The sequence below is a fragment of the Nocardia sp. NPDC059154 genome, from assembly GCF_042755705.1.
GTDB lineage: Bacteria > Actinomycetota > Actinomycetes > Mycobacteriales > Mycobacteriaceae > Nocardia.
In genome coordinates this window covers 20,766-40,976 of the sequence record NZ_JBHZCS010000071.1, presented here as the reverse complement: position 1 = coordinate 40,976, position 20,211 = coordinate 20,766, and the positions used below count along the sequence as shown (strand labels likewise).

Annotated in this window: 18 protein-coding genes and 1 pseudogene; 11 read left to right on the top strand and 8 right to left on the bottom strand. The window is 64.4% G+C overall.

The window, feature by feature from the left end; all coding sequences use genetic code 11:
* Window positions 1–259: 259 nt before the first annotated feature.
* From ACFXN1_RS41345 to ACFXN1_RS41320, 6 genes are all read right to left on the bottom strand, one after another.
* A complete protein-coding gene (locus tag ACFXN1_RS41345) occupies window positions 260–766 on the bottom strand; it encodes a hypothetical protein (RefSeq protein WP_379440827.1) in 507 nt (168 codons plus the stop codon).
* A gap of 457 nt (window positions 767–1,223) precedes the next feature.
* Window positions 1,224–1,835 (bottom strand): ATP/GTP-binding protein, encoded by a 612-nt coding sequence (locus tag ACFXN1_RS41340; protein WP_379440826.1) that lies wholly within the window; start codon window positions 1,833–1,835, stop codon window positions 1,224–1,226.
* Window positions 1,816–2,190, bottom strand: a complete 375-nt coding sequence (locus ACFXN1_RS41335; RefSeq protein ID WP_379440825.1) for a DUF742 domain-containing protein — start codon at window positions 2,188–2,190, stop codon at window positions 1,816–1,818. Before ACFXN1_RS41335 ends, ACFXN1_RS41340 begins: the two co-directional genes overlap by 20 nt.
* Window positions 2,187–2,609, bottom strand: a complete 423-nt coding sequence (locus tag ACFXN1_RS41330; protein ID WP_379440823.1) for a roadblock/LC7 domain-containing protein — start codon at window positions 2,607–2,609, stop codon at window positions 2,187–2,189. Before ACFXN1_RS41330 ends, ACFXN1_RS41335 begins: the two co-directional genes overlap by 4 nt.
* 11 nt (window positions 2,610–2,620) lie before the next feature.
* Window positions 2,621–4,987, bottom strand: a complete 2,367-nt coding sequence (locus ACFXN1_RS41325) for a nitrate- and nitrite sensing domain-containing protein (protein WP_379463877.1) — start codon at window positions 4,985–4,987, stop codon at window positions 2,621–2,623.
* A 188-nt stretch (window positions 4,988–5,175) separates the two neighbouring features.
* Window positions 5,176–5,421 (bottom strand): hypothetical protein, encoded by a 246-nt coding sequence (locus ACFXN1_RS41320; RefSeq protein WP_379440820.1) that lies wholly within the window; start codon window positions 5,419–5,421, stop codon window positions 5,176–5,178.
* Between the two features lie 188 nt (window positions 5,422–5,609).
* Here ACFXN1_RS41320 and ACFXN1_RS41315 point away from each other — a divergent pair.
* A pseudogene (locus tag ACFXN1_RS41315) lies at window positions 5,610–5,828 on the top strand (hypothetical protein); the annotation flags it as partial.
* 143 nt (window positions 5,829–5,971) lie between these two features.
* On the opposite strand, the gene ACFXN1_RS41310 reads toward ACFXN1_RS41315, so the two are convergent.
* Window positions 5,972–7,045, bottom strand: a complete 1,074-nt coding sequence (locus tag ACFXN1_RS41310) for a hypothetical protein (protein WP_379440819.1) — start codon at window positions 7,043–7,045, stop codon at window positions 5,972–5,974.
* A 146-nt stretch (window positions 7,046–7,191) separates the two neighbouring features.
* Between ACFXN1_RS41310 and ACFXN1_RS41305 the strand changes: the two genes are divergently transcribed.
* Entirely contained in the window at window positions 7,192–7,785 is a 594-nt protein-coding gene (locus ACFXN1_RS41305) for a TetR/AcrR family transcriptional regulator (protein ID WP_379440817.1), read from the top strand.
* Between the two features lie 348 nt (window positions 7,786–8,133).
* On the opposite strand, the gene ACFXN1_RS41300 is transcribed toward ACFXN1_RS41305, so the two are convergent.
* Complete coding sequence (locus tag ACFXN1_RS41300; RefSeq protein ID WP_379440815.1) at window positions 8,134–8,805, bottom strand: TetR family transcriptional regulator; 672 nt, start codon at window positions 8,803–8,805, stop codon at window positions 8,134–8,136.
* 142 nt (window positions 8,806–8,947) lie between these two features.
* Between ACFXN1_RS41300 and ACFXN1_RS41295 the strand changes: the two genes are divergently transcribed.
* The 9 genes from ACFXN1_RS41295 (at window position 8,948) to ACFXN1_RS41255 (ending at window position 20,189) form a co-directional block, all read left to right on the top strand.
* Window positions 8,948–10,549: an aldehyde dehydrogenase family protein gene (locus ACFXN1_RS41295; RefSeq protein WP_379440814.1), complete on the top strand. Its 1,602-nt coding sequence runs from the start codon at window positions 8,948–8,950 to the stop codon at window positions 10,547–10,549.
* A 380-nt stretch (window positions 10,550–10,929) separates the two neighbouring features.
* Window positions 10,930–11,256 carry a CoA transferase gene (locus ACFXN1_RS41290; protein WP_379440813.1) on the top strand — a complete coding sequence of 109 codons (327 nt, stop codon included), beginning with the start codon at window positions 10,930–10,932 and terminating at the stop codon, window positions 11,254–11,256.
* Window positions 11,256–12,344, top strand: a complete 1,089-nt coding sequence (locus ACFXN1_RS41285; RefSeq protein WP_379463875.1) for an NAD(P)-dependent alcohol dehydrogenase — start codon at window positions 11,256–11,258, stop codon at window positions 12,342–12,344. The genes ACFXN1_RS41290 and ACFXN1_RS41285 overlap by 1 nt, the downstream gene beginning before the upstream one ends.
* Before the next feature lie 241 nt (window positions 12,345–12,585).
* Complete coding sequence (locus tag ACFXN1_RS41280) at window positions 12,586–13,422, top strand: LLM class F420-dependent oxidoreductase (RefSeq protein ID WP_379444435.1); 837 nt, start codon at window positions 12,586–12,588, stop codon at window positions 13,420–13,422.
* Window positions 13,423–13,861: 439 nt separating this feature from the next.
* A complete protein-coding gene (locus ACFXN1_RS41275; protein WP_379444400.1) occupies window positions 13,862–15,883 on the top strand; it encodes a dipeptide ABC transporter ATP-binding protein in 2,022 nt (673 codons plus the stop codon).
* A gap of 1 nt (window position 15,884) precedes the next feature.
* The gene (locus tag ACFXN1_RS41270; RefSeq protein ID WP_379444401.1) at window positions 15,885–16,751 is read left to right on the top strand and encodes an ABC transporter permease; all 867 of its coding nucleotides are present in this window, start codon (window positions 15,885–15,887) and stop codon (window positions 16,749–16,751) included.
* A 1-nt stretch (window position 16,752) separates the two neighbouring features.
* A complete protein-coding gene (locus tag ACFXN1_RS41265) occupies window positions 16,753–17,751 on the top strand; it encodes an ABC transporter permease (protein ID WP_379444403.1) in 999 nt (332 codons plus the stop codon).
* 38 nt (window positions 17,752–17,789) lie between these two features.
* A complete protein-coding gene (locus tag ACFXN1_RS41260; protein ID WP_379444404.1) occupies window positions 17,790–19,373 on the top strand; it encodes an ABC transporter substrate-binding protein in 1,584 nt (527 codons plus the stop codon).
* 3 nt (window positions 19,374–19,376) lie between these two features.
* The gene (locus ACFXN1_RS41255; protein ID WP_379444405.1) at window positions 19,377–20,189 is read left to right on the top strand and encodes an N-acyl homoserine lactonase family protein; all 813 of its coding nucleotides are present in this window, start codon (window positions 19,377–19,379) and stop codon (window positions 20,187–20,189) included.
* The last annotated feature ends 22 nt before the right edge of the window (window positions 20,190–20,211 follow it).

Genomic DNA, 20,211 nt, shown 5'->3' with positions numbered 1-20,211 from the left:
GCCACCGGCCCGCGCCACCCGTCCTGGCGCGGACTGCGATTCGACCGCTCACCAGCCGCCATCGCGGCCCCCAGGCACAACTGACTTTTCCCGCAGGTTAGGCCACGCCCGGCCGACCTATGCCACCCCAGGCGTTCCTGGTCGTTTTCCGAACACGGCCAGCGATACGGGCGGCGGATGGAACGGGGGGCCGATAAAGACCTCATCGGCAGTCGGCCACGATCGGGCACAGTAGCCATCGGCGTGACGATGCGAAGCCTTACGCCTCAGAGGTTGCCGCGATGGACAGATCAGAACCGACCCTGCCCATACTCTTGCAACATCGGGAGCGCGGCGCGTAGGCCTTCGACGAATTCTGTGGGAATGGCTTCGCGTTCGTTCGGGAGGCGCCTGTAGCCCGTTTCGAGGCCGAAGGCAACCCTTCGATGAGTCCTCGCATATTCATGATCAGCACGCACGCGATTTGCTCGCCATTGATGATCGGCCCTGCGACGTCCACCGCGAGCGCACACGGTCGCAAACCTTCGCTGGTGACGGCTGGCAGCAGCGTGGTCGCGGCATCGACGATCGCGCGCTCCACGGTTTCTGCGCCGAGCTGCAGCGCTATCGACACGCACGGTAGAGGTCGTTCGGAATCGTCTGGATCACCGTCGTCGAGCACGACTCCAAGCGCGAACTCCAGTACCGCGATGGCTGGAATATGTCCGACGGCAATGGATTCGGCCATCGTGATCTGATCGACCCGGTCGTAGAACTCGTCATCCATCACATGCCCCGATCCTAGGTCGCTCGCCACCAGTATCGGCCGGCCGCAACCAGCAGGCGATGTCCGCCGCCAGCACCGGTCGGACAGTATGGGACGATCCCAGCCATCGACGGATGACAGACGCCTGCCTGGACTCGGTACGCGACTCAGGAATAGTCGACAAGGGCAACCGCTCACCGCGACCCGCTCGGCGCCGATGCAGCCCGGTTAACACCAACCCGTCGAACAGCGGCAGTGACCCGAAATACTCGGCGTGGGGTCTGGCGAGGATTCGAGAAGCGATCCGGAGCCGCGCCGGCAGCCGTAGGGTGTTGGGTCTAAACGTTCGTTGCGGCATTGGCTTCGAGAACTCAGAGGCAGGACTGCTCCGCGCATGTTCTGGCCGAACGCGGCCTCGGGGAGTTTTCATTCCTCCCAGACCGGCCGCGTTCGGACATCAACCAACCATCGCGTTCAATCAGATGTCGGCGTGATGGATCGGCGGGGTGCCCGCGATGGTGAGAAGGTATTGCACGAGTATCAACAGGACGTTCTTGGTCGAATGGCGACTGCGTGCGTCGCATAGTAGGACCGGAACTGAGTGGGGAAGGTCGAGAGCCTCACGGACTTCCTCCGTCGTGTACGTTGGAGCGCCGTCGAAACAGTTGACACCGACGACAAAGGGAATCCCCAGTCGCTCGAAGTAGTCGATGGACGGAAACGATGCCTGAAGTCGCCGCGGGTCTGCTAGTACCACGGTGCCGAGTGCGCCACGGGACAGTTCGTCCCACAGAAACCAGAAGCGGTCCTGACCCGGCGTGCCGAACAGATAGAGAACCAGGTCGTTGTCGAGAGTGATGCGACCGAAGTCGAGTGCCACGGTGGTGGTCGTCTTGGTGTCCAGACCCGTCAAGTCATCGACAGGTCTACTGAGCTCAGTAATCAGCTCTTCTGTTCGTAGAGGTGTGACCTCACTGATCGCGGCCACCATCGTAGATTTTCCGACTCCGAAACCGCCCGCAATCAAAATCTTTACCGACCGTGTAGTGAGCTCAACAGAGCTAGGGACTTTAGAGTCTTCGAATGCCATTGAGCACCGTCTGGAGTAGGTGGGTGTCGGCCGCACCGGAGGTAGATGTATCCGGGGACCTATGGATTAGGAACTCGTTGGTGATCAGATCGCTGACGAGGATCTTTGTCACCATTAAAGGGCGGTTCAGTTGGGCGGCGACTTCGGCGATCGATATCGGGCTCGCACACAGTCGCAATATTCGTCGACTGTCCGGATCCAGCAGTTCAACGGCGCGATCGAAGCGTGCCGTAGCGATCTGCGTGATCATGTCGAGGTCGCCGCGCAGGCCGCCGGTTCGCCCCTGGGTTACCGCGTACGGCCTAACCAGGGGGCCGTCCACGTCCTCGAACCAGTGCTCATGTCGCGGCGTCATGATTGAGTGTCGACGCTGAATAGGCTGCCCGGTCGGGGCATCGCGGACAGATAGGTGCCGACACGTTTGATCGTATGGTTCATTTCGTAGGCGACCATTCCCATATTGGCCGAGTCGTCCGCCATCAGCGCCATGCAAGCGTTGGGGCCTCCGGCGGTTACGAAGATAATGGCCTCGTCCAGCTCCACTACCGCCTGGCGCACGCCGCCGCCACCGAAACGAGCGCCCGAACTGCGCGCCAGCCCGAACAGCGTCGATGACATCGCACAGAAGTGTTCCGCATCGTTTCTCGGTATCTGTGTGGAGCGCCCAATCAGCAACCCGTCGGTCGATAGCACTACTGCATGCCGAACCCCCGGGAGACGCTGCACCAAATCGTCGAGCAGCCAATCGAGTTCGGTGGGGGAGGACGATGTCACGCTGTTCTTCCTTATAGTTCGTCGGTGCTGTGTAGGTCGACCACGCTATGGGCGCGCCGACCCTGCCGAGTGCCGTTTTCGATGGCACGCATAAGGTCTCGCGCTCTTTCCGGTGAGCGGTCGAACTGGGGCGCAGGCTCGGGCGATGGATCCGGTACCGCGGCGCGTGCTAGTTCTGGCGCCAAATTTTCCTGCTTTCGGCGCTTCGGCAGGGCCGGACGACCATCGGCTATCGGTGGACTGCTGTTGAAGTCGGGAGCGGTCGCATAGCCTCCGGCGTTCCGGTCGTTTTCCGGTAGGTCCGGAGCCTTCCAGTCGATCTGTGGCAGGGCAGAGCGGGCTGGTGACAGCTCGGCCGCCGTCGGCGGCGGCGACGTCAGCGCTGCCGGGACGGGTGGCTCGACGGCCCGGTGCCGAGGGATTTGAGGCGCGGTGGTGACGTTGGCGCTATCCGGTTCGCTGTCCTCGGTATCGAGAAGCGACTGCGGGATAAGCACGACTACGCGCACGCCACCGTAATCCGATTCCGCAAGGCGGACCTTGATCTCGTTGCGTGCGGCCAATAGGGCCACCACCAGAAGCCCTACTCGCGAGTCGCTGGACAGCTGGAGTACGCCGAAGTCCGGAGGATCGCTCAACATGTCGTTGGCCCGCTCCAGATCCGCGGACGTCATTCCCAGACCCTGGTCGACGATCTCGACCACTGCTCCCTTACCAACGGCGCTGGCGGAGGTCTCCACGCGAGACTCTGCTGGGGAGAAGGCCGTGGCATTGTCGATAAGCTCGGCGAGGAGGTGAATCAGGTCGGCGACGACGGTTCCGATCACTCGCACTTCCGGCATCCGAGTGGCTCGAACGCGGCGGTAGTCCTGTGTCTCGGCGATCGCGCTGCGGACAATTTCCTCCAGTGGCACCGGATTCCTCCAGCGCCGCCCGGGCCGCTCTCCACCGAGAATAATGAGATTCTCGGCGTTTCGGCGTTCCCGGGTCGCGAGATGATCCAGCTGGAAGAACACGTCCAACAAGGCGGGATCCTCTTGGCGTGACTCCGCGGTGTCGAGGATCTCCAACTGCCGATGCATGATGAGCTGGCTGCGATGGGCGATGTTCAGGAAGACGGCATTGACGGCCTCCCTGGTCTTCGCCTCCGTGATAGCGGCTGACACCGCTGCGCCTTGCGAGCGGTTGAACGCGTCTGCCACCTGCCCAATCTCGTCGCTTCCGAAATCGAGTGGTGTGACCTCGGACTGCACATCCGCGGCCGCGTTCGCGCGGATCATCGTCATGATCCTCGGGAGTTGCACGTCCGACATCGCGAGTGTTTCGTGACGCAGTCGCTTCAGACGCCGACTGACCTGGTTTGACAACGCGATTGACGTCAGCGCAACGAGGGCGGCTATCAGTAGTCCGACCGCGCCTTCCCAGATCGAGTTTCGCAGGGTGTGGCTGGCGGTGGCACTGGCCAACTGATGAATCGCAGCGAAGCTGGTGCGCCATAGCTGCAACAGCCGGGCTTTGACGTCCGCGCTGGCAGCAGCCCAGACCGCTGGGTCTACTGCAAGGGATGCCGAAGTTCGGTGACCTGCAGTCTGACTGCTGACGGCTTCGTCGTCGGACGGGCTCGGGCCATGGGCGATGATGGCCTCTTCGATCCCGGTGAGTTGTTGCCAGCTCTGGCTGGAGATCATATCCGCCAGCATCCGCTGTCCCTCGGGTGGCAGCGTCGGGCCGAGGTTTGCGACTGTGCCGTGGTATCGATCTGTTTGGCGAGCGAACTCGCGCCAATAACCAGGAGCGAGACCATTGTTATCTATTGCTGCAGCCGCGAGTGAATGCACCATGCTAAGAGCGCCACGCGCACGATAGAGCCCTGCGGAGTTCAACTCGGCGATTGCATCGTCGACGCCGGGCGCGGCTCGGGCCAGCTGTTCGATCAGCGCCGCACTCAAACCGTCCATTCTGGCGTACAGACTGTAGACTTCGTCGATCGATGACTTCCCGGCATCGACCTCGGCGCGCAGAACGGTGAGCCGCTGTACTCCGTCGCTGAGTGCCGGTGCCGCTTCATCGAGCACACTGGAATGTATTCGGCTCAGGCTTTTGAGGCTGTCTATGACCGCCGGCATCTGCTTGTCCACCAGGCCGCGCGTTCTTGTCAGATCAGTCGGCGATACTGACTTACCGCCCACACGTAGCAACGTGAGACCGAACTCTTGCCCGAGCGCTGCACTCACATCTACGACGACCGGGACCGATCGGACGACCTCGTCCGCCCAGCCTTTGTCGCGCAGCGCATGTGCCACGGGATATCCGACAGCGGCGGTGCCTCCTGCCAGCAGCGCGATACTGGGGATCAGGGCGATCGCCAATATTCGCACACGAATACCTGGGTTGAACTTGAATATGCGGGAAGAGTCAACTTGAATAGGTAACTTCAAGTGTGCCGTCCGTTCGATTTAAGCTGAAATTTGCCATACCGTCCAAGCTCCGGCCGGATTCACACTCGCGCCTCTGTGTTCGAAACCGCCGACACGACACCGGATTACGGGTGTCGTGCCGGCAGGTCTCAGTTGGCAGGCGGGCCCTGCGGCGGCTGACCGTTCGGCTGAGGTGTCTGCGGCGGTTGTCCCGAGCCACCCGACCCCGGCTGCCCAGGCTGGTTGCCGGGCGGCGGCGGAAGCTGCTGGGTGGGAGCCGAGCTGCCCGACGGGGCCGGGCCGGGATTCGCGCTCGCCGCGCCAGCGCCGATACCGAGCACAGCGATGGTGACCGCGCCTGCTGCTGCGATCCACGCGAACCTCGAAAGAGTCATCTGCAGTCCACCTGTTTTCGGTATGCGAATCCGCATGTCGTGCTACGTTTCCGGGTCAACGCGAGAATCGTTGCGTCGCATCATGGGGCGGACCTTGGCGTAAGTTAAGTGCGCGCTGTGAAGATGGGCGGTATGCGCATTTCGACCTGAGGTCGGCGCCCTGGTCCGAGATCTTCGATCCGGACAAGATGTTGACCATCAAATCCGTTGCGGCACAGTCGCTATCCACAACAGGGAGCCATTGGCATGGATTGCTCCGGGCGCCGGACATGCTAGGTCGTCGTTCGTATCGGGTGATCGATGATGGAAAGCACTGGCTGGGGCTGTCGATCGTCGCCGCAGTCGTCAAGGCGCATGGCGGTGACATTTCGGTCGAAAGTTCGCCCGGCTGTACCACTTTCATCCTGCGGCTACCCTGCAGTAGTACCGACACGACGGTTTCGGGTACGAGAGATGCGGTTCGAGGTATACGGGGAGTTGATGCTCGGGCTTCATCGGCGCCGAGCGCCGGACGGGAGCTTTCCGGGCTCCCGCCCCACGCTGGCGAGGTTCAGTGGCGTTCGGTGGGGCGGCCGAAGAAGTCCATGACTTCGAGGGTGCCGCGGTCGGAAGCCTGGAGCCGGGCACCGTCGGTGTCGTTGACGTCTACAGTCACCGTGGCCGCGTATCGGGTGTACCAGGTCTGCCAGTCGATGGAGGAGTTCGTGAAGGGATAGGAGGCGACGACGGTCTTGTTCCCGTTGAATCGCACCGTGCCGCCGGCTTGCGGGCCCTCGTCAACGATGTAAACGCAGTCGCTGGAAATCCGCTTGCCCGTGTCCGGGTGCGCGATCTTCGCGCCTTCGAGGCAGGTGAGCTGGTTGTTGATGGCATCGACGAGTACCTCTTCGCCCCTGGCGATGTACAGCAGCGGTGTTTCCCGACCGCCGGCGATCTCGCGGAACCGGACCGAGGCGGAGACCACGGTGGTGCCGTCGATCTCCGCCCGGCCCCACAGCCAGTCGCCGAGCAGGTGGTCCATCGGGACGTCGCCCCAGTTGTGGTCGTGGTAGCCGTTGCCTTCAACCGGAATCTGCGTGCCGTCGACAGTGAGTGTGCCCCGAGCGGTCGCGCCGGGTACGGCGCACAGCCAAGAGAAGTGGGTGCCGTTGAAGTCCCACCGTCCGGTACCGGGTCGATACGACGGCACCGTGCGCACGAGCTCGATATCGAGGCCGTTGCCGCCGTTCTCGGCCGGGTCGACGAACACCCGGAAACGGTCGAGTCCGTCCAGGCTCCGGAAGTAGCTGTTCGACAGCGTCATGTCGGCGTGGTCGACCGCGGCGGACATGGCCTCGGCCGGGAACTGGATGATCTGGTCCACGACCTTCTGGCCGCCGTTGGCGATGTTGAGTGTGATGAACGGTCGGTTCACGCCGTGCTCGTCCGCCGCGATGTGCAGGCTGCTCACGGCCATGTAACCGTTGGTGAAGTGGGCGTCCATGTACCACCACTCCCATTCGCCTGGTGTCAGCTGCTCGCGAGATCGGCGCCCATTCTCCCAGGTGCCCGGCTTATCGCGCTCGATGCCCAACGAAGCGAAGCTTGCGTCGTCGTCGAGTAGGAGGCCCGCATTCTCAGTCATGTCTGTCTCTCTATTCATGGTGTCGGCCGGGACCGCTTCGCTCCATTGCGCCGCGCTCCATCGGCTTAGTCTGTACGATAGTACAGACTGTACGATCGTGCAGCGCAACAGTTTTGATCGAGTCGCGGAGAGAGGAGACTGTGCCCATGCCACGTCGCAAGCCCCGTTCGGACGGAGCGCAAACCCGCCAGGAAATCCTCGATGCCGCCATACGGTTGATTGCCCGGGGCGGTCTCACTACGGCGACGCAACGGAAGGTTGCCGTGGAGGCCGAGGTCTCCTTGGCGGCAATCACATACCACTTCCCGGCCGCCGCGGATCTGATCGACGCGGCGCTCGAGCGGGCCCTCGAAATCTACCTTCAGCGCCTGCAAGATCAACGCGAAGCGGCAGTCGCAGGTCGCATAAGCCTGGTCGACGCATGCGTCGCCTCGACTCGCGCCGAGGACGGCAGCGTCGCCGACGTCGCCATCGTCACCTACGATCTTCTCGTCAACGCGATCCGTACGCCGGCCCTGCAGGGGCACGTCCAGGTCCTCGTCGACTCGCTTCAGGAGTTCTACGCGCCGTGGTCGCCGCGCCAGGAGCTCACTGTCGCAGCGTTTTCCACCTTCCTCAGCCTCAATCTCATCCATTTCGCTACCGGCGGCCGCCAAGAGGTGGCACCGCAAATCGCAGCGATGTTCGACCTGTTCGGCATCACTGAACTCGTTGCAGCGCATCAGCAATCAGGTCGGTAGAGCCTTCTCGTTTGAGTTCAGCGCCGGGCCTCATGCGTTGAGGTTGATCATCCGGTCCCCGAGTGGCATCCAGTGTGCGCCAACCTGCTTCAGTGGATCGCGAGACCCGAGCAGGCGGGGGCGTGAGCGTGGGTTCGAAACGACGTTTGAATCACGCTCCACGCCAACGTAGTTCGTAGTAGAAGCTGATAAGGCCATTGGTCGCAACGGGATTGCCTGCGCCTCTGGTACGCGTTCGTTCGAATGTGCATTGACCAGCGCGGAATCGAATTCGACGATCAACAGGTTGGCGGCGCCTGGCGCCACCGCAGGTGGGGAGGCTGGCTGCGGGGCCCACGAAGCCGCATGTCAACTGAGGGCGAGCATGCCAGTGAGAAGGACAAGGAGTGATTGGGACAGGGCATCGGTGAAGTCCGAGTTCATGAACGCGAAGCTGGGATCGGAGTCGTATACCGCGCGTACTGGGGCAGCAGGATTCGTGTGGGTCCACAGACCGCCGATCAGCACGATGATCAGCATGGCAGCCTGTTCGGAGCGTTGTCGGCTCAGTTCAGGGAAGAGTTGCCGCAGCATTTCGGCGAAATCGAGCAAAGCGTCGCGAGCACCCTCTTTGGATCGGGTGGCGACCTCGATGGAGATGTTGTGGTCCAGCACCCCGGCCTCCGCGCTGAGTAGCTCGCACAGCATCGGTTGGGCACCGAAGGATGCGGAAATTGCAGAGGCCGCAGCTTCGACTCTGGTATCGAGGGGATCCTCGGCGTCGACCAGCGAAGCAAGCTGATCACCGACCCCCACCAGGAAGTCCCGAGCGGCTTGTTGGAGCAGTTCGAGCAGGACAGCCTCGCGTGACTCGAAGTACCGCAAAACGTTCGATTTCGCGAGCCCGACACGGCGGCTCAGCTCATTGAGGCTCAGTTCGGACACCGGCATCTCGCGCAGCATCGCAGCGGCAGTCAGCAGGATGCTGAGCTTCCTCTCCGAACGTTGCTCCTCGCTCCTTGCGCGTTGGAAGGTCGCCATGAACACATGATACAGACCGTCAGTCTCTTGCGTGCGGACCGGCAGTCCGTTATAGTTAAGGAACCGGCGGTCTGCTATCGCTGGTCCGGCCCAGGGCGCCTTGATGCGCCGGCCATGACACATCCAGTAGAGGAGAACGAGTATGAAGGCTGTTGAAGCCGTGGGCTGGGTTGACGCGGGACGCTGGAGCGCGACACCTCCTGAGGAACGGTTGAAGTTGCTCAAGGAGATTCAGGCCAACATCGAACGTTACTTCGAGGAGCTGGTGGACGCAGACTGCGAAGCGAAGGGCATCGTTCGGGGCGAGGCCGCCAACGCATTCCACGAGGGCACCAGTGTGCAGAGCACGATTGTGCCGGTCGCATCCAGTGTTACGGGCGCTATCGAGCTGTACGAGGGATTGGTCCGCGGCGAGTCCCTTGAGCCCCTCGGCATTTCACCGGTCGGAGACGACCGGTTCGACATCGACGTCTCGCCCCGTGGCAAGGACCGTCTCCTCAACGGCGACCGCACGGATATTCTGCGAGTCAAGGGGCAGCCGCGCAGGTCAGGTCCCTACGACAAGCCGGCGGGTATTATCGCTGTGCTCGGTGCGGGAAACTACGCCTCCGCCTTTGAGGTGATCCGTGCTCTCTTCTTCGATGGCTATGCCGTGGTCCACAAGCCCCATCCCCTCAACGTTGGTGCCGATCGCGTCTGGGAGAAGGTCCTGGAGCCTCTTGTCGCGATCCGGGCACTCTCCTTCTGCGAGTCCGAAGACGGCCGTGCGCTCACGGAGGACCCGCGTCTGACGAAGATCTACTTCACCGGCGGGACGAAGACGGCGAAGGCGATCATCGAAGCGACCGGCACCGAACTTGTCTCCGAGGCCGGCGGTAACAATCCCTGCATCGTCATTCCCGGCGATCGTCCGTGGACTGAGAAGGAGATCAGGCATCAGGCCCTCCAAATCGCCACGATAGCCAAGATCAATGGTGGTGCTATCTGCGGGCGAGTCCAGACCTTGGTGACAAGCAGGCACTGGCCGCAGCGGCAGGAATTTCTGGACGCGGTCGCGCATGCGCTGCGCGAAGGCACGCCCGCAGCCACCACCTACTACCCCGGAGTCAACGAGACGTTCGACAGGTTCCGCGCGAAATATCCGGACGCCACGCTCATTCAGCCTGTGGACGAGGCCCCGGCCTCACGGACGCTACTGGTCGAGGACGCCGGCACCGATGAGTTCGGAATCCGCAACGAAGCCTTCTGCCAGGTGATTTCCGAAGTCGCCCTTGACGTCGAGGCGCGCGCTGACGTCTTCACGCCCGCGGCGGTCCAGTTCTGCAATGATCGCCTGCTCGGAACTCTCGCCGCCACCATCCTCGTCGACGAGGACACCAAGAAAGCTCATGCCTCGATCATCGACGACGCCGTGACACAGATGAACTACGGCGCGATCGGGGTGAACACCATGCCCCCCGTGATCTGGTTGAGCCCCTATCTCACCTGGGGCGGCAACGAGGAAGGACGCGAGTTCGTCTCCGGCCGCGGCAACTTCGGAAACCTCCTGGGCTACGAAAACGTCGAAAAGTCCATTGTCATCAGCAACTTCACGTCCGCAGCCCATCTCATTGCTACCAGCAAGAAGGGTTGGCTCGACCTGTCGATGCGCGCCACCCGCTACACCATCAACCCCACCTGGTCGAGACTGGCCGAACTTGCTGGAACCGCGCTGGTAGGTCATTTCCGCCGGGTCGAGTACTGAGCTGTACTGATGCTCACACCAGGGTAGTGCCTTCAAACGAGGGTGAAATCGATCGGTCGCATGTGCGAGGCCTACCGTGCACCGGACCCGCGGTCAATTCTCCCTGGCAAGTCGAATTCTTGTAGTTCAGAGCGCTTTTCGTCCTTTCAATCCCGAACTGTCACATGGTTCGGTGAATGAATTTTCGAGGCTACCTTCCCGGGCGGGCATCGGACCGCCGAACGGCATTCCGGGTCCGTCGGTGCGGCGGCCGGGTCGAGGATCTGTCACCTTGATTTCTGCCCTGCGCTGTCCGGTGGAGTTGGCGGCTGGGTTGTGTGGTCGGTGGTCGAGCTGTGATCCCTTCGGGGGTAAGGGTTTTCACAGCTGGAGCTCAACTCGTGCGTTTCGCCGATCAGCGGCTGCGGTCGATGAACTTCGAGGACTTGAAGACCGAGATCGAGAACTTGCTGTCGCCGCGGACCGCTGCCGAATGGGTCGGACTGCTACACGCCGCCGGGCTGATGGCCACCCTGGCCTATAGCTGGAAACAGGTGGTCACCAGCCCGCTGTTTGCGGAGAACGAGCTCACTATGACCGTGGGCGAGGGCGAACTGAGACTGATCCGTACCCCGGCGCGCTGTTCGAGCTTCACCAATGCCGAGGTCGGGGCGCCGCCCGAACTCGGTGAGCACAATGTCGAATTCCTAACCAACGTGGAGACGTAATGATCCAGACCACCGCTGCTGTGCTCCGAGAGCCCAAGGGGCCGTTCACGATCGAGGCGATTACTCTCGACGAACCGGGGCCGGGCGAAGTAGTCGTTCGTATCGCGGGGGTCGGACTGTGCCATACCGACCTGTTGCCACGAGTGGCGGAGGGACTCCCGCTGCCGCTCGTGTGCGGACACGAGGGTTCGGGCGCAGTCGTAGCGGTCGGGGACGGGGTAACCGAACTCGAGGTTGGTGACCATGTCGTGATTTCGTTCGATTCGTGTGGCAGTTGCAGGAGTTGTGAATCGGGGCGTCCGGCTTACTGCGCTACTTTCTTTCCGCGCAATCTGTCGGGCCGCCGTGTAGATGGTGGGACCAATGCGAAAGATGCTGCGGGCGAAGATGTCTCGGCCCGGTGGTTCGGCCAGTCCACATTTGCGGCGGTTACTGTGGTCACGGCTCGCAACGCAGTCAAGGTGGACAAGGGTTTGCCGCTGCACCTGCTCGGGCCGCTGGGCTGTGGGTTCCAGACCGGCGCGGGCGCAGTGCTCGAGTCGTTGAGGGTCGAGCCGGGTTCCAGCATTATTGTCTTCGGTGCCGGCGCGGTAGGTCTGGCGGCGATTCTGGCAGCCAAGGCTGCCCGGGCCGAAACCATCGTCGCGGTTGATCTCAATCCGGGTCGACTTGAACTTGCCGCGAAATACGGTGCGACCCATACTTTCGACGGCGGCGCTGTTGATCTCGGAGACCTGCTGCGGCAGGCCACCCAGGGCGCGGATTACGCCGTCGACACGACTGGCGTGCCGACTGTGATTCGGATCGCGATCGATGCGCTGCATCCGGGCGGTGTCTGCGGCTTGATCGGAGCCTTGCGGGGCGACCTGATAATCGATCCGACGCTGCTGGCCGTCGGCCGGACCCTCAAGGGCATCGTCGAGGGCGACGCTGTTCCACAGCAGCTCATTCCACGGCTGATAGAGCTTTGGCAGGCCGGAGAGTTCCCGTTCGATGAGCTCATCCGCACATTCCCGCTGGCCGAGATCAACGACGCTGAGGAGGCTATGCGTCGCGGAGACGTCGTCAAACCTGTGCTGATCCCATGAGATTCTTGTGACTCGCTAGGGCGAGCTTTCAGCAGAGTGTGAGGGTACCGGTGGGTTCAGCGGGTTTGCGCTAGCGACAATCTGGGTTGAGTAGCGCGTGCCACCGGTGCCCGATGCAGACACTTGCCGGTGCTGATCCAGTCTCCCTTGGCAACCCGCGAGCGTGTGCAACCGACTGCAACCCGGCCGACCAGCACAACCCGCCCCTGCAGCCCCCGAAAGGATTCTCTTGCTCATGAATATGGCATTCGACCACCTTGGCAAGTTTGGTGTGTGGCAGCGCTACATGCAGTTCACCCCCGAAGGGGTGCGTGAACTCGAACATCTCGGCTACGGCGCGGTCTGGCTGGGCGGATCGCCGCCGGCCGACTGGGACGGTTACGAGGAACTGCTCGCGGGATCGGAATCGATCGTCGTGGGCACCAGCATCGTCAACGTGTGGGGCTCCGCCCCCGAGGCGGCCGCGGACACCTATCTGCGGCTCGAGGAGAAATTCCCCGGCCGGTTCCTGCTCGGCATCGGCGTCGGCCACCCCGAGCACACCGGCACCTGGACCAAACCCTATGACGCCCTGGTGAACTACCTCGACATCCTCGACGCCCGCGGCGTCCCGCAGCAGGGCCGCGCACTGGCCGCACTGGGCCCGCGAGTGGCGAAACTCGCGCGCGACCGCACCGCCGGCGCCCTGCCGTATCTGACCGTGCCCGAACACACCGCCGAGCTGCGCGGCATCCTCGGCCCCGACAAGCTGCTGGTCACCGAGCACAAGGTGGTCCTCGACGAGGACACCGCGCGGGCCCGGGTCGCCGGCCGCGAGAAGGCCGGGTTCTATCTGGGCCTGGTCAACTACGTGAACAACCTGCGCCGCTTCGGTTTCGACGAGACCGACCTGACCCAGCCCGGCAGCGACCGGTTCGTGGACGCGGTCGTCGCGCACGGCAACGCCGCCCAGATCGCCGACCGGCTCGCCGAACACGTGCACGCCGGCGCGAACCATGTCGCGCCGCAGGTCGTCAGCGGGGACTACCTCGAGGTGCTGCGCACCCTCGCGCCGCTGCTGGCCGAACGACTGAACTGACCCCGGCACGAACCGATTCCGGATGTCGGAGTTAGATCCGGCACCTGGAATCGGTCGGCTTCAGTCCGATTCGAGGTTGTCTCGATCCAAGGCGGTGGAGGCATGCCGGACATCCTCGGCGGCGATGCGCCCCCGGTGGCAATTCTCCTGGAAAACCGTTGCGGCGCATGAGATCCGGATCTACGTCCCATCCTCGAAACTCGCGGAGACGTTGAGAATCCAGCTACGTACACGTCACGGTGGGTGAGAACAATGCGCCTGGTTCCAACCATGCCCTACCTGCACTGACGGCTGACGGCCAGGGTTTTCTGTCACTCGACAGAAACAGGCGGCAATCCAGAAGTTACCGGCGGCAGCACAAGTGATACGCACGCGTCATCGAAAAGCCTGATGAGCCCGAAAAACTATCGGGCGACAGGTTAATTCGGTAGGAGCGTTCATGAGCACTGCATTGCTGGATACGACGGTGACCGACGTGGCTACCGTACGCGACCTCCGGGTGACCTTCCGGCGCGACGGTCGCGACCTGTACGCGCTGCGCGGAGTGTCCCTCGCGATACAGCGGGGCGAGATTCTCGGACTGGTCGGTGAATCCGGTTCCGGGAAGAGTGTTCTCGGCTTCTCCATGCTGGGGCTGTTGCCCGCCAGCGCGCGGCTGAACGGCACGGTGACCGTCGCCGGGACCGATATGGCCCACGGTGCCGAGCGGGATCGGGCCCGGGTGCGGCGGCTGGATCTCGGTGCGGTGTTCCAGGATCCGATGACGTCCCTGAATCCGACTATGCGGATCGGCAGGCAGGTGATCGAGGCCGCCGGGTCGGCTGGCGAAGCCGAGCGATTGCTGGCGGCGGTGGGGATTCCCGAGCCGAAGCGGCGGATGCGCAGCTATCCGCACGAGCTGTCCGGCGGCTTGCGTCAGCGGGTCATGATCGCCATGGCGATCGCGGGGCGGCCGGAACTGATCGTGGCCGACGAGCCGACCACCGCGCTGGATGTCACCGTGCAGGCGCAGGTGCTGGCGCTGCTGCGGGGGATTCGCGATGAGCTGGGCTGCGGAATCCTGTTGATCACCCATGATCTGGGTGTCGCGGCCCAGATCTCGGATCGGCTGGCGGTGCTCTACGCGGGCCGGATCGCGGAGACCGGGCCGACCGCCGACGTGCTCGAGACACCCGCCCACCCGTACACCCGCGGGCTGCTGCGTTCTCGTCTGACGCTGAAAACGCCACTCACGCAACGGCTGGCCTCGCTGCCGGGTGAAGTGCCCAGCCCCGCCGCTCCGCTTGCGGGGTGTGCCTTCGCTCCCCGGTGCGCGCACACCACCGCGGCCTGCGACACGCGGCCGCCGGACCCGGTGTCCGTTTCGGACAATCGCATGTCCGCTTGCATCGTGCCGATAGACGTTGTGGTGGAGGACGTTTCGACACGCACAAACGGCGATGTGGTGGAATCGTCCGAGCCGGCCGCCACGGTCGAGCTCGAGCCGGACCCCGGTCGTGCGCACGACAGCCTCATCGATGCGAAGTCTGTGCCTGACGAGGTGCGCCCCGCCCCGGTCGTCGCCGTGCGCGATGTCACGAAAACCTTTGCGGTCGGCGGGATTCGACGCCGCACCACCTTGCACGCGTTGCGCCGGGTATCGCTGAGCGTCGAGCGGGGTGAATCCGTGGCGCTGGTCGGTGAGAGCGGATGCGGTAAGTCCACGCTGCTCCGGGTGATCGCGGGACTCGAGCGCGCCTCGCGCGGCACGGTCGCGCTGTCCGACGGTCAGCGGCCGCAGATGGTGTTCCAGGACGCGGGCGCGTCACTGACCCCGTGGATGTCGGTGGGCGAGTTGATATCCGAACGACTGCTGCACTCGGGACTCTCCCGGGCCGAACGGGAGCGGACCGTCACCGCGTCGCTGCAACGCGTCGGGCTGATGCCGGAGGTGGCGCGGGCCCGGGCCGAACAGCTGTCGGGCGGTCAGCGGCAACGGGTTTCGCTGGCCCGTGCCACCGTGATGCCACCGTCCATCCTGCTGTGCGACGAACCGACCAGCGCGCTCGACGTCTCCCTCGCCGCCTCGGTGATCAACCTGATCGGTGAGCTGCGGCGCAGCCTGGACATGGCCGTCGTCTTCGTCACCCACGATCTCGCGGTCGCCCGGGTGGTGGCCGACCGGATCGCCGTCATGTACCTGGGGCGCATCGTCGAAATCGGCACTGCCGAAGAGATTCTCGGCAATCCGGTGCATCCCTACACGCGGGCTCTCATCGCCTCGGCCCCGGAGCCTGGCCAGGACCCGGTGGCACCGCGCGGCGAACCCGCCAGCCCGCTCTCGCCGCCACCGGGCTGCGCCTTCCATCCGCGCTGCCCGATCGCCGTGCCTACCTGCCGCGACGACCAGCTCGACCTGAGGCTCGAGGGCATGCCCGGCGGCACCCACCAGGTGGCCTGTATCGAAATGAAGGTGAGCTGAGATGACCGTCGCACTACCCGCGCTCACCCGGCTGCGCGCCGCCCGAATCACGGTGGTACCGAGGACGTTTCCGAATGCGCTGAACTGGCTCGGGGTGTCGCTGCTCGCGGTGGTGACCCTGGTCGCGCTCGCGGTGCCGCTGCTCGCGCCGCATGATCCGCTGGTGCCGGTGGGCATGCCGCTGCGCCCGCCGGGGCAGGGAGGATTCCTGCTCGGCACCGACAATATCGGCCGCGACCTGCTCAGCCGAGTGCTCTTCGGCATGCGGGCCAGCTGGTTCGCCGCCCTCGCGGTGGTGGCGAGCGGACTGCTGGTGGGCGGCCTGGTCGGGGTGATCGCGGGCGCTGCCGGGCGCTGGATCGATGCGGTCCTCATGCGGATCACCGACGGGTTCCTGGCGCTGCCCGGACCAGTGCTGGCCATTGCCGTAGTGGCCGCGCTCGGGCCGGGCTTCACCCACACCCTGTTGGCGGTGGCCATCGTCTGGTGGCCGTTCTACGCGCGGCTGGTGCGTGGTGAGGTCGCAGCGCTGGCCGTGCGACCACACGTCGAGGCGGCCAAGCTGTCGGGGGTGGGGCCGATCCGGTTGGCGGTCCGGCACCTGCTGCCGGGCGCGGTGCCCGGTGCGCTGGTAGCGGCCAGCCTGGACCTCGGCACGCTGATTCTCACGCTGAGTTCCCTGTCGTTCCTCGGTCTCGGACAGCCCGCGCCTGCACCCGAACTCGGCGCGGACGCCGCCCGCAACCTCAGCTATTTCTTGCAGCAGTGGTGGGTTCCGGTGATGCCGGGGCTGGGGGTCACGGTGCTGGCGCTGGTCGGCACCGTCGCCGGTGACTGCTTGCGCAACCTGATGAAGAAGGAGCGGTAGCGTGCGCGGTTTCGTGATCTCCCGGCTGGCCTCGATGGTCGCCATCCTCATCGCCTTGACCGCGGTCCTGTTCGTCCTGCAACGCATTTCGCCGCTGGATCCGGTGCACGCCCAGCTGGGCGGCTCGGCCTCGCAGACAGCGATCGCTGCGCGGCGGCACGAGCTCGGCCTGGATCGTCCACTGCCGGTGCAGTTCTGGCACTATCTGACCGCGGCCGCGCACGGCGACTTCGGCACCTCCTATCGCACCCGCCGGCCGGTCAGCACCGATCTGTCGAGTTTCGTGCCCGCTACACTGGAGTTGGCGCTGTTCGGCCTGGTGATCGCGCTGCTGCTGGCGACCCTGCTGGCTTTCGCCACCACCCTGCGCTGGCCGGGCTCCGGCATCCTGCGCGCGGTGCTGTTCGCCGGGGCCTCGACCCCGATGTTCCTGCTCAGCATCCTCGGTCTGATCGTGTTCTACCAGCGGCTCGGTTGGGTGCCCGCCAACGGCCGTTCCGCGATCGGTGGAGCGCCCACGGGCCCAACGGGATTGCTCACCGTGGACGGGCTGCTGGCCGGACGGTTCGACGTCGTGGGCGACGCACTGAACCATCTGCTGCTGCCCGCAGTGGTGATCGCGCTCGGCCCGGCGGTGGCCATCGGCCGAGTGCTGCGCTCGAGCCTGCTCACCGACGTGGACAGCGACTATGCCCGCACCGCCAAGTCGAAGGGGCTCGGCCCAGCCCGCATCCTGTTGCGGCACGTGCTGCGCAACTGTGTCGGTGCGGCGCTGTCGATGACGGGATTGCAAGTGGGACTGATGTTCTCGGGTGTGCTGGTGGTCGAGCAGGTGTTCGGCTGGCCGGGCATCGGGCAGTACATCGCGCAGAGCATTCCGGTCGCCGACTTCCCTGCCATCGCGGGGGTCACCCTGCTGCTGGGTGCCACTTACGTCGTCATCAACACCGTCGTTGACCTGCTGCAGGCGGCCGCCGATCCGCGCGTCGCCGCCGTCTGACCCTGACCTGCCCTCATATCTTCACCGAAGGAACCTCCATGATCCGCCCCGCCCGATGCCTGCTCACCGCAACAGCTTTCGCCGCCACCGCGCTTCTCACCCTCACCGCCTGCGGGAGCTCGGGCAGCCAGACCCCCAATGCCGCACCGACGGACAAGGTGTTGCACCTATCGTTCCTGCAGGATCCGGGCCAGCCGCCGGACCCGGACGTTTACTACGCCGGGCAGGGGCTGCTGCTGACCACCAACATCTACGAGGGCCTGCTGCAATTTGCGCCCGGCACCGAGAAGGCGCAGCTGCAACCGCTGCTGGCAACCTCGTGGACCGCCTCGCCAGACAACAAAGTCTTTACCTTCACGCTGCGCCAGGGCGTGAAATTCCATGACGGCACGCCCTTCACCTCGGCGGCGATCAAGGCATCGTTCGATCGGCGGCTCGCGGTGAATCAGGGTCCGGCCTACATGGTCTCCGACATCGAATCCGTCACTACCCAGGGCGATTACGCCGCCACCATTACCCTCAAGGCCCCGAACTCGGTGTTCCTGGACTACCTCGCGTCGCCATACGGGCCGCGCATGCTCAGCCCGACCGGGCTGGCGAGCAACGCCGGATCCGACGCCGACCAGACCTATCTGACCACCCACGATCTGGGCACCGGACCGTACATGCTCACCGACGCCAAGGTCGGATCCCATTACGGCCTGGGCGCTTTCGACGATTACTGGGGCGCGAAGCCGTACTTCACCACGGTGGATCTTCCGGTCGTCACCGACACCTCCTCCCAGCAGCTGCAATTCAACAACGGCCAGCTGGCCGCCGTGCTGCACGACCTGCCCTCGTCGGCGGTGTCGTCCTACATCGGCAACAGCAAGTTCGCGACCTACTCACTGCCCACGATGATGTCGAACTACTTCTACGTGAACCCGCACAAGGGCATGTTCACCAATCAGGCCGCCCGTTCGGCACTGCTGCAGGCGATCGACGTGAATCAGATCGTGCAGCAGGCGTACTCCGGTCGCGGCAAGGTCGGCGCGCAGGTGTACCCGCCGAATATGATGGCGGCCCAATACGCGAAACAGACGATCACGCACGACACTTCGGCGCTGGCGAAGATCGTCTCGGGCCTGCCCGCCGACCAGAAGACGGTCACCATCGGCTACGACTCCAGCAGTCCCGACAACCAGCTGGTCGGCAACCTGGTGCAGACCCAACTGGCCACCGTGGGCATCACGGCGAAGGTTCAGGGCTACCCCACCTCCCAGATCTTCGGCTGGCCGGGGACCAGCGCGGACGACGCGCCTGAAATGCTGCTGATGGTGGGCTGGCCGGACGCGCCCTCGCCGTACACGTGGGGGCACATCAACTTCGACCGCGACGGCGGGCTGAACTTCCTCAACTGCTCGGATCCCGCGCTCAACTCCTCGCTCTCGGCGGGCCGCGGTAGCGGCTCCGACGACGTCTTCTCGCAGGCCGCCGCCCAGGCGTCCGGGACCGGGTGCTGGCTCAATATCGCCGACGTCGACGACTTCGTGGCCGCGCAGCCATGGCTGAAGGGCGTCACCGAGGCGCACATGGTGACCGAGCCGTACTCGCTGCGGCTGGCCGCACTGTCGGTGGGCTGAGCCATGAGTGGATCGGTACGCCGCATCGTCCTGCTGACCCTCGGCTGGGAGGATCTGCCCAAAGCCATTTCGGTGCACGGAACCCCGGCGCACGAGCGACTGCGCGAACCCACCCCGGGCGTGCTGCTGCAGACCGACGGCGGCTGGGTGCTGCTCGACACCGGATTCAACACCGCCCTGATCCGGGACCCCGCGCTATATCGACGCTTCTATCCCAGCGTCGAATACATTCCGGTGCTGCCCGGACCGGGGGAGCCGATCGAGGAGTCGCTGCACGACATCGGCATCGACATCGACGACATCCACGCGGTCGCGGTCAGCCACCTGCACCACGATCACGCGGGCGGGCTGAAACTGTTCGCCGGCAAGGTGCCGGTGCACGCGCAGCGCCGCGAACTCGAATACGGCATGTCCAATCACCCCGAGCCCGAACACCATGCGATGGCCCGCATCGACTATGACGATCCACGTATCGACTGGCGGCTCGCCGACGGCGAGGCCGAAATCGCACCCGGCATCACCGCCGTGCCGACCTACGGTCATACCCCCGGTCACCAGAGTTTCGTGGTGGAGCTGGATCGGTCGGTGGGCGGCGGCGGGTTCGTATTCGCCTTCGACGCCGCTGATCTCACCGAGAACATCGAGCACGAACTGGCTATCGGCGGTTTCGTCGGGGTCGAGGCCCAGGACACCATCGAGCCGATCCGCAAGCTGAAGAAGCTCGCCGCCGACCTGGGCTATCCGCTGATCCCCGGCCATGATCCGCACGCCTGGCCGCGCTGGACCACGCACTTCCACGAACGGTTCGGCGGATGACGGCGGGGGAGTCGCAGTCGAG

What these genes read in the sequence shown, in the direction of transcription:
- ACFXN1_RS41310 (WP_379440819.1), bottom strand. Translation starts at nt 7,045, where the DNA reads ATGACTGAGAATGCGGGCCTCCTACTCGACGACGACGCAAGCTTCGCT.
- ACFXN1_RS41345 (WP_379440827.1), bottom strand. Translation starts at nt 766, where the DNA reads ATGGATGACGAGTTCTACGACCGGGTCGATCAGATCACGATGGCCGAA.
- ACFXN1_RS41295 (WP_379440814.1), top strand. Translation starts at nt 8,948, where the DNA reads ATGAAGGCTGTTGAAGCCGTGGGCTGGGTTGACGCGGGACGCTGGAGC.
- ACFXN1_RS41270 (WP_379444401.1), top strand. Translation starts at nt 15,885, where the DNA reads ATGACCGTCGCACTACCCGCGCTCACCCGGCTGCGCGCCGCCCGAATC.
- ACFXN1_RS41260 (WP_379444404.1), top strand. Translation starts at nt 17,790, where the DNA reads ATGATCCGCCCCGCCCGATGCCTGCTCACCGCAACAGCTTTCGCCGCC.
- ACFXN1_RS41335 (WP_379440825.1), bottom strand. Translation starts at nt 2,190, where the DNA reads ATGACGCCGCGACATGAGCACTGGTTCGAGGACGTGGACGGCCCCCTG.
- ACFXN1_RS41300 (WP_379440815.1), bottom strand. Translation starts at nt 8,805, where the DNA reads ATGGCGACCTTCCAACGCGCAAGGAGCGAGGAGCAACGTTCGGAGAGG.
- ACFXN1_RS41275 (WP_379444400.1), top strand. Translation starts at nt 13,862, where the DNA reads ATGAGCACTGCATTGCTGGATACGACGGTGACCGACGTGGCTACCGTA.
- ACFXN1_RS41280 (WP_379444435.1), top strand. Translation starts at nt 12,586, where the DNA reads ATGGCATTCGACCACCTTGGCAAGTTTGGTGTGTGGCAGCGCTACATG.
- ACFXN1_RS41320 (WP_379440820.1), bottom strand. Translation starts at nt 5,421, where the DNA reads ATGACTCTTTCGAGGTTCGCGTGGATCGCAGCAGCAGGCGCGGTCACC.
- ACFXN1_RS41305 (WP_379440817.1), top strand. Translation starts at nt 7,192, where the DNA reads ATGCCACGTCGCAAGCCCCGTTCGGACGGAGCGCAAACCCGCCAGGAA.
- ACFXN1_RS41340 (WP_379440826.1), bottom strand. Translation starts at nt 1,835, where the DNA reads ATGGCATTCGAAGACTCTAAAGTCCCTAGCTCTGTTGAGCTCACTACA.
- ACFXN1_RS41285 (WP_379463875.1), top strand. Translation starts at nt 11,256, where the DNA reads ATGATCCAGACCACCGCTGCTGTGCTCCGAGAGCCCAAGGGGCCGTTC.
- ACFXN1_RS41255 (WP_379444405.1), top strand. Translation starts at nt 19,377, where the DNA reads ATGAGTGGATCGGTACGCCGCATCGTCCTGCTGACCCTCGGCTGGGAG.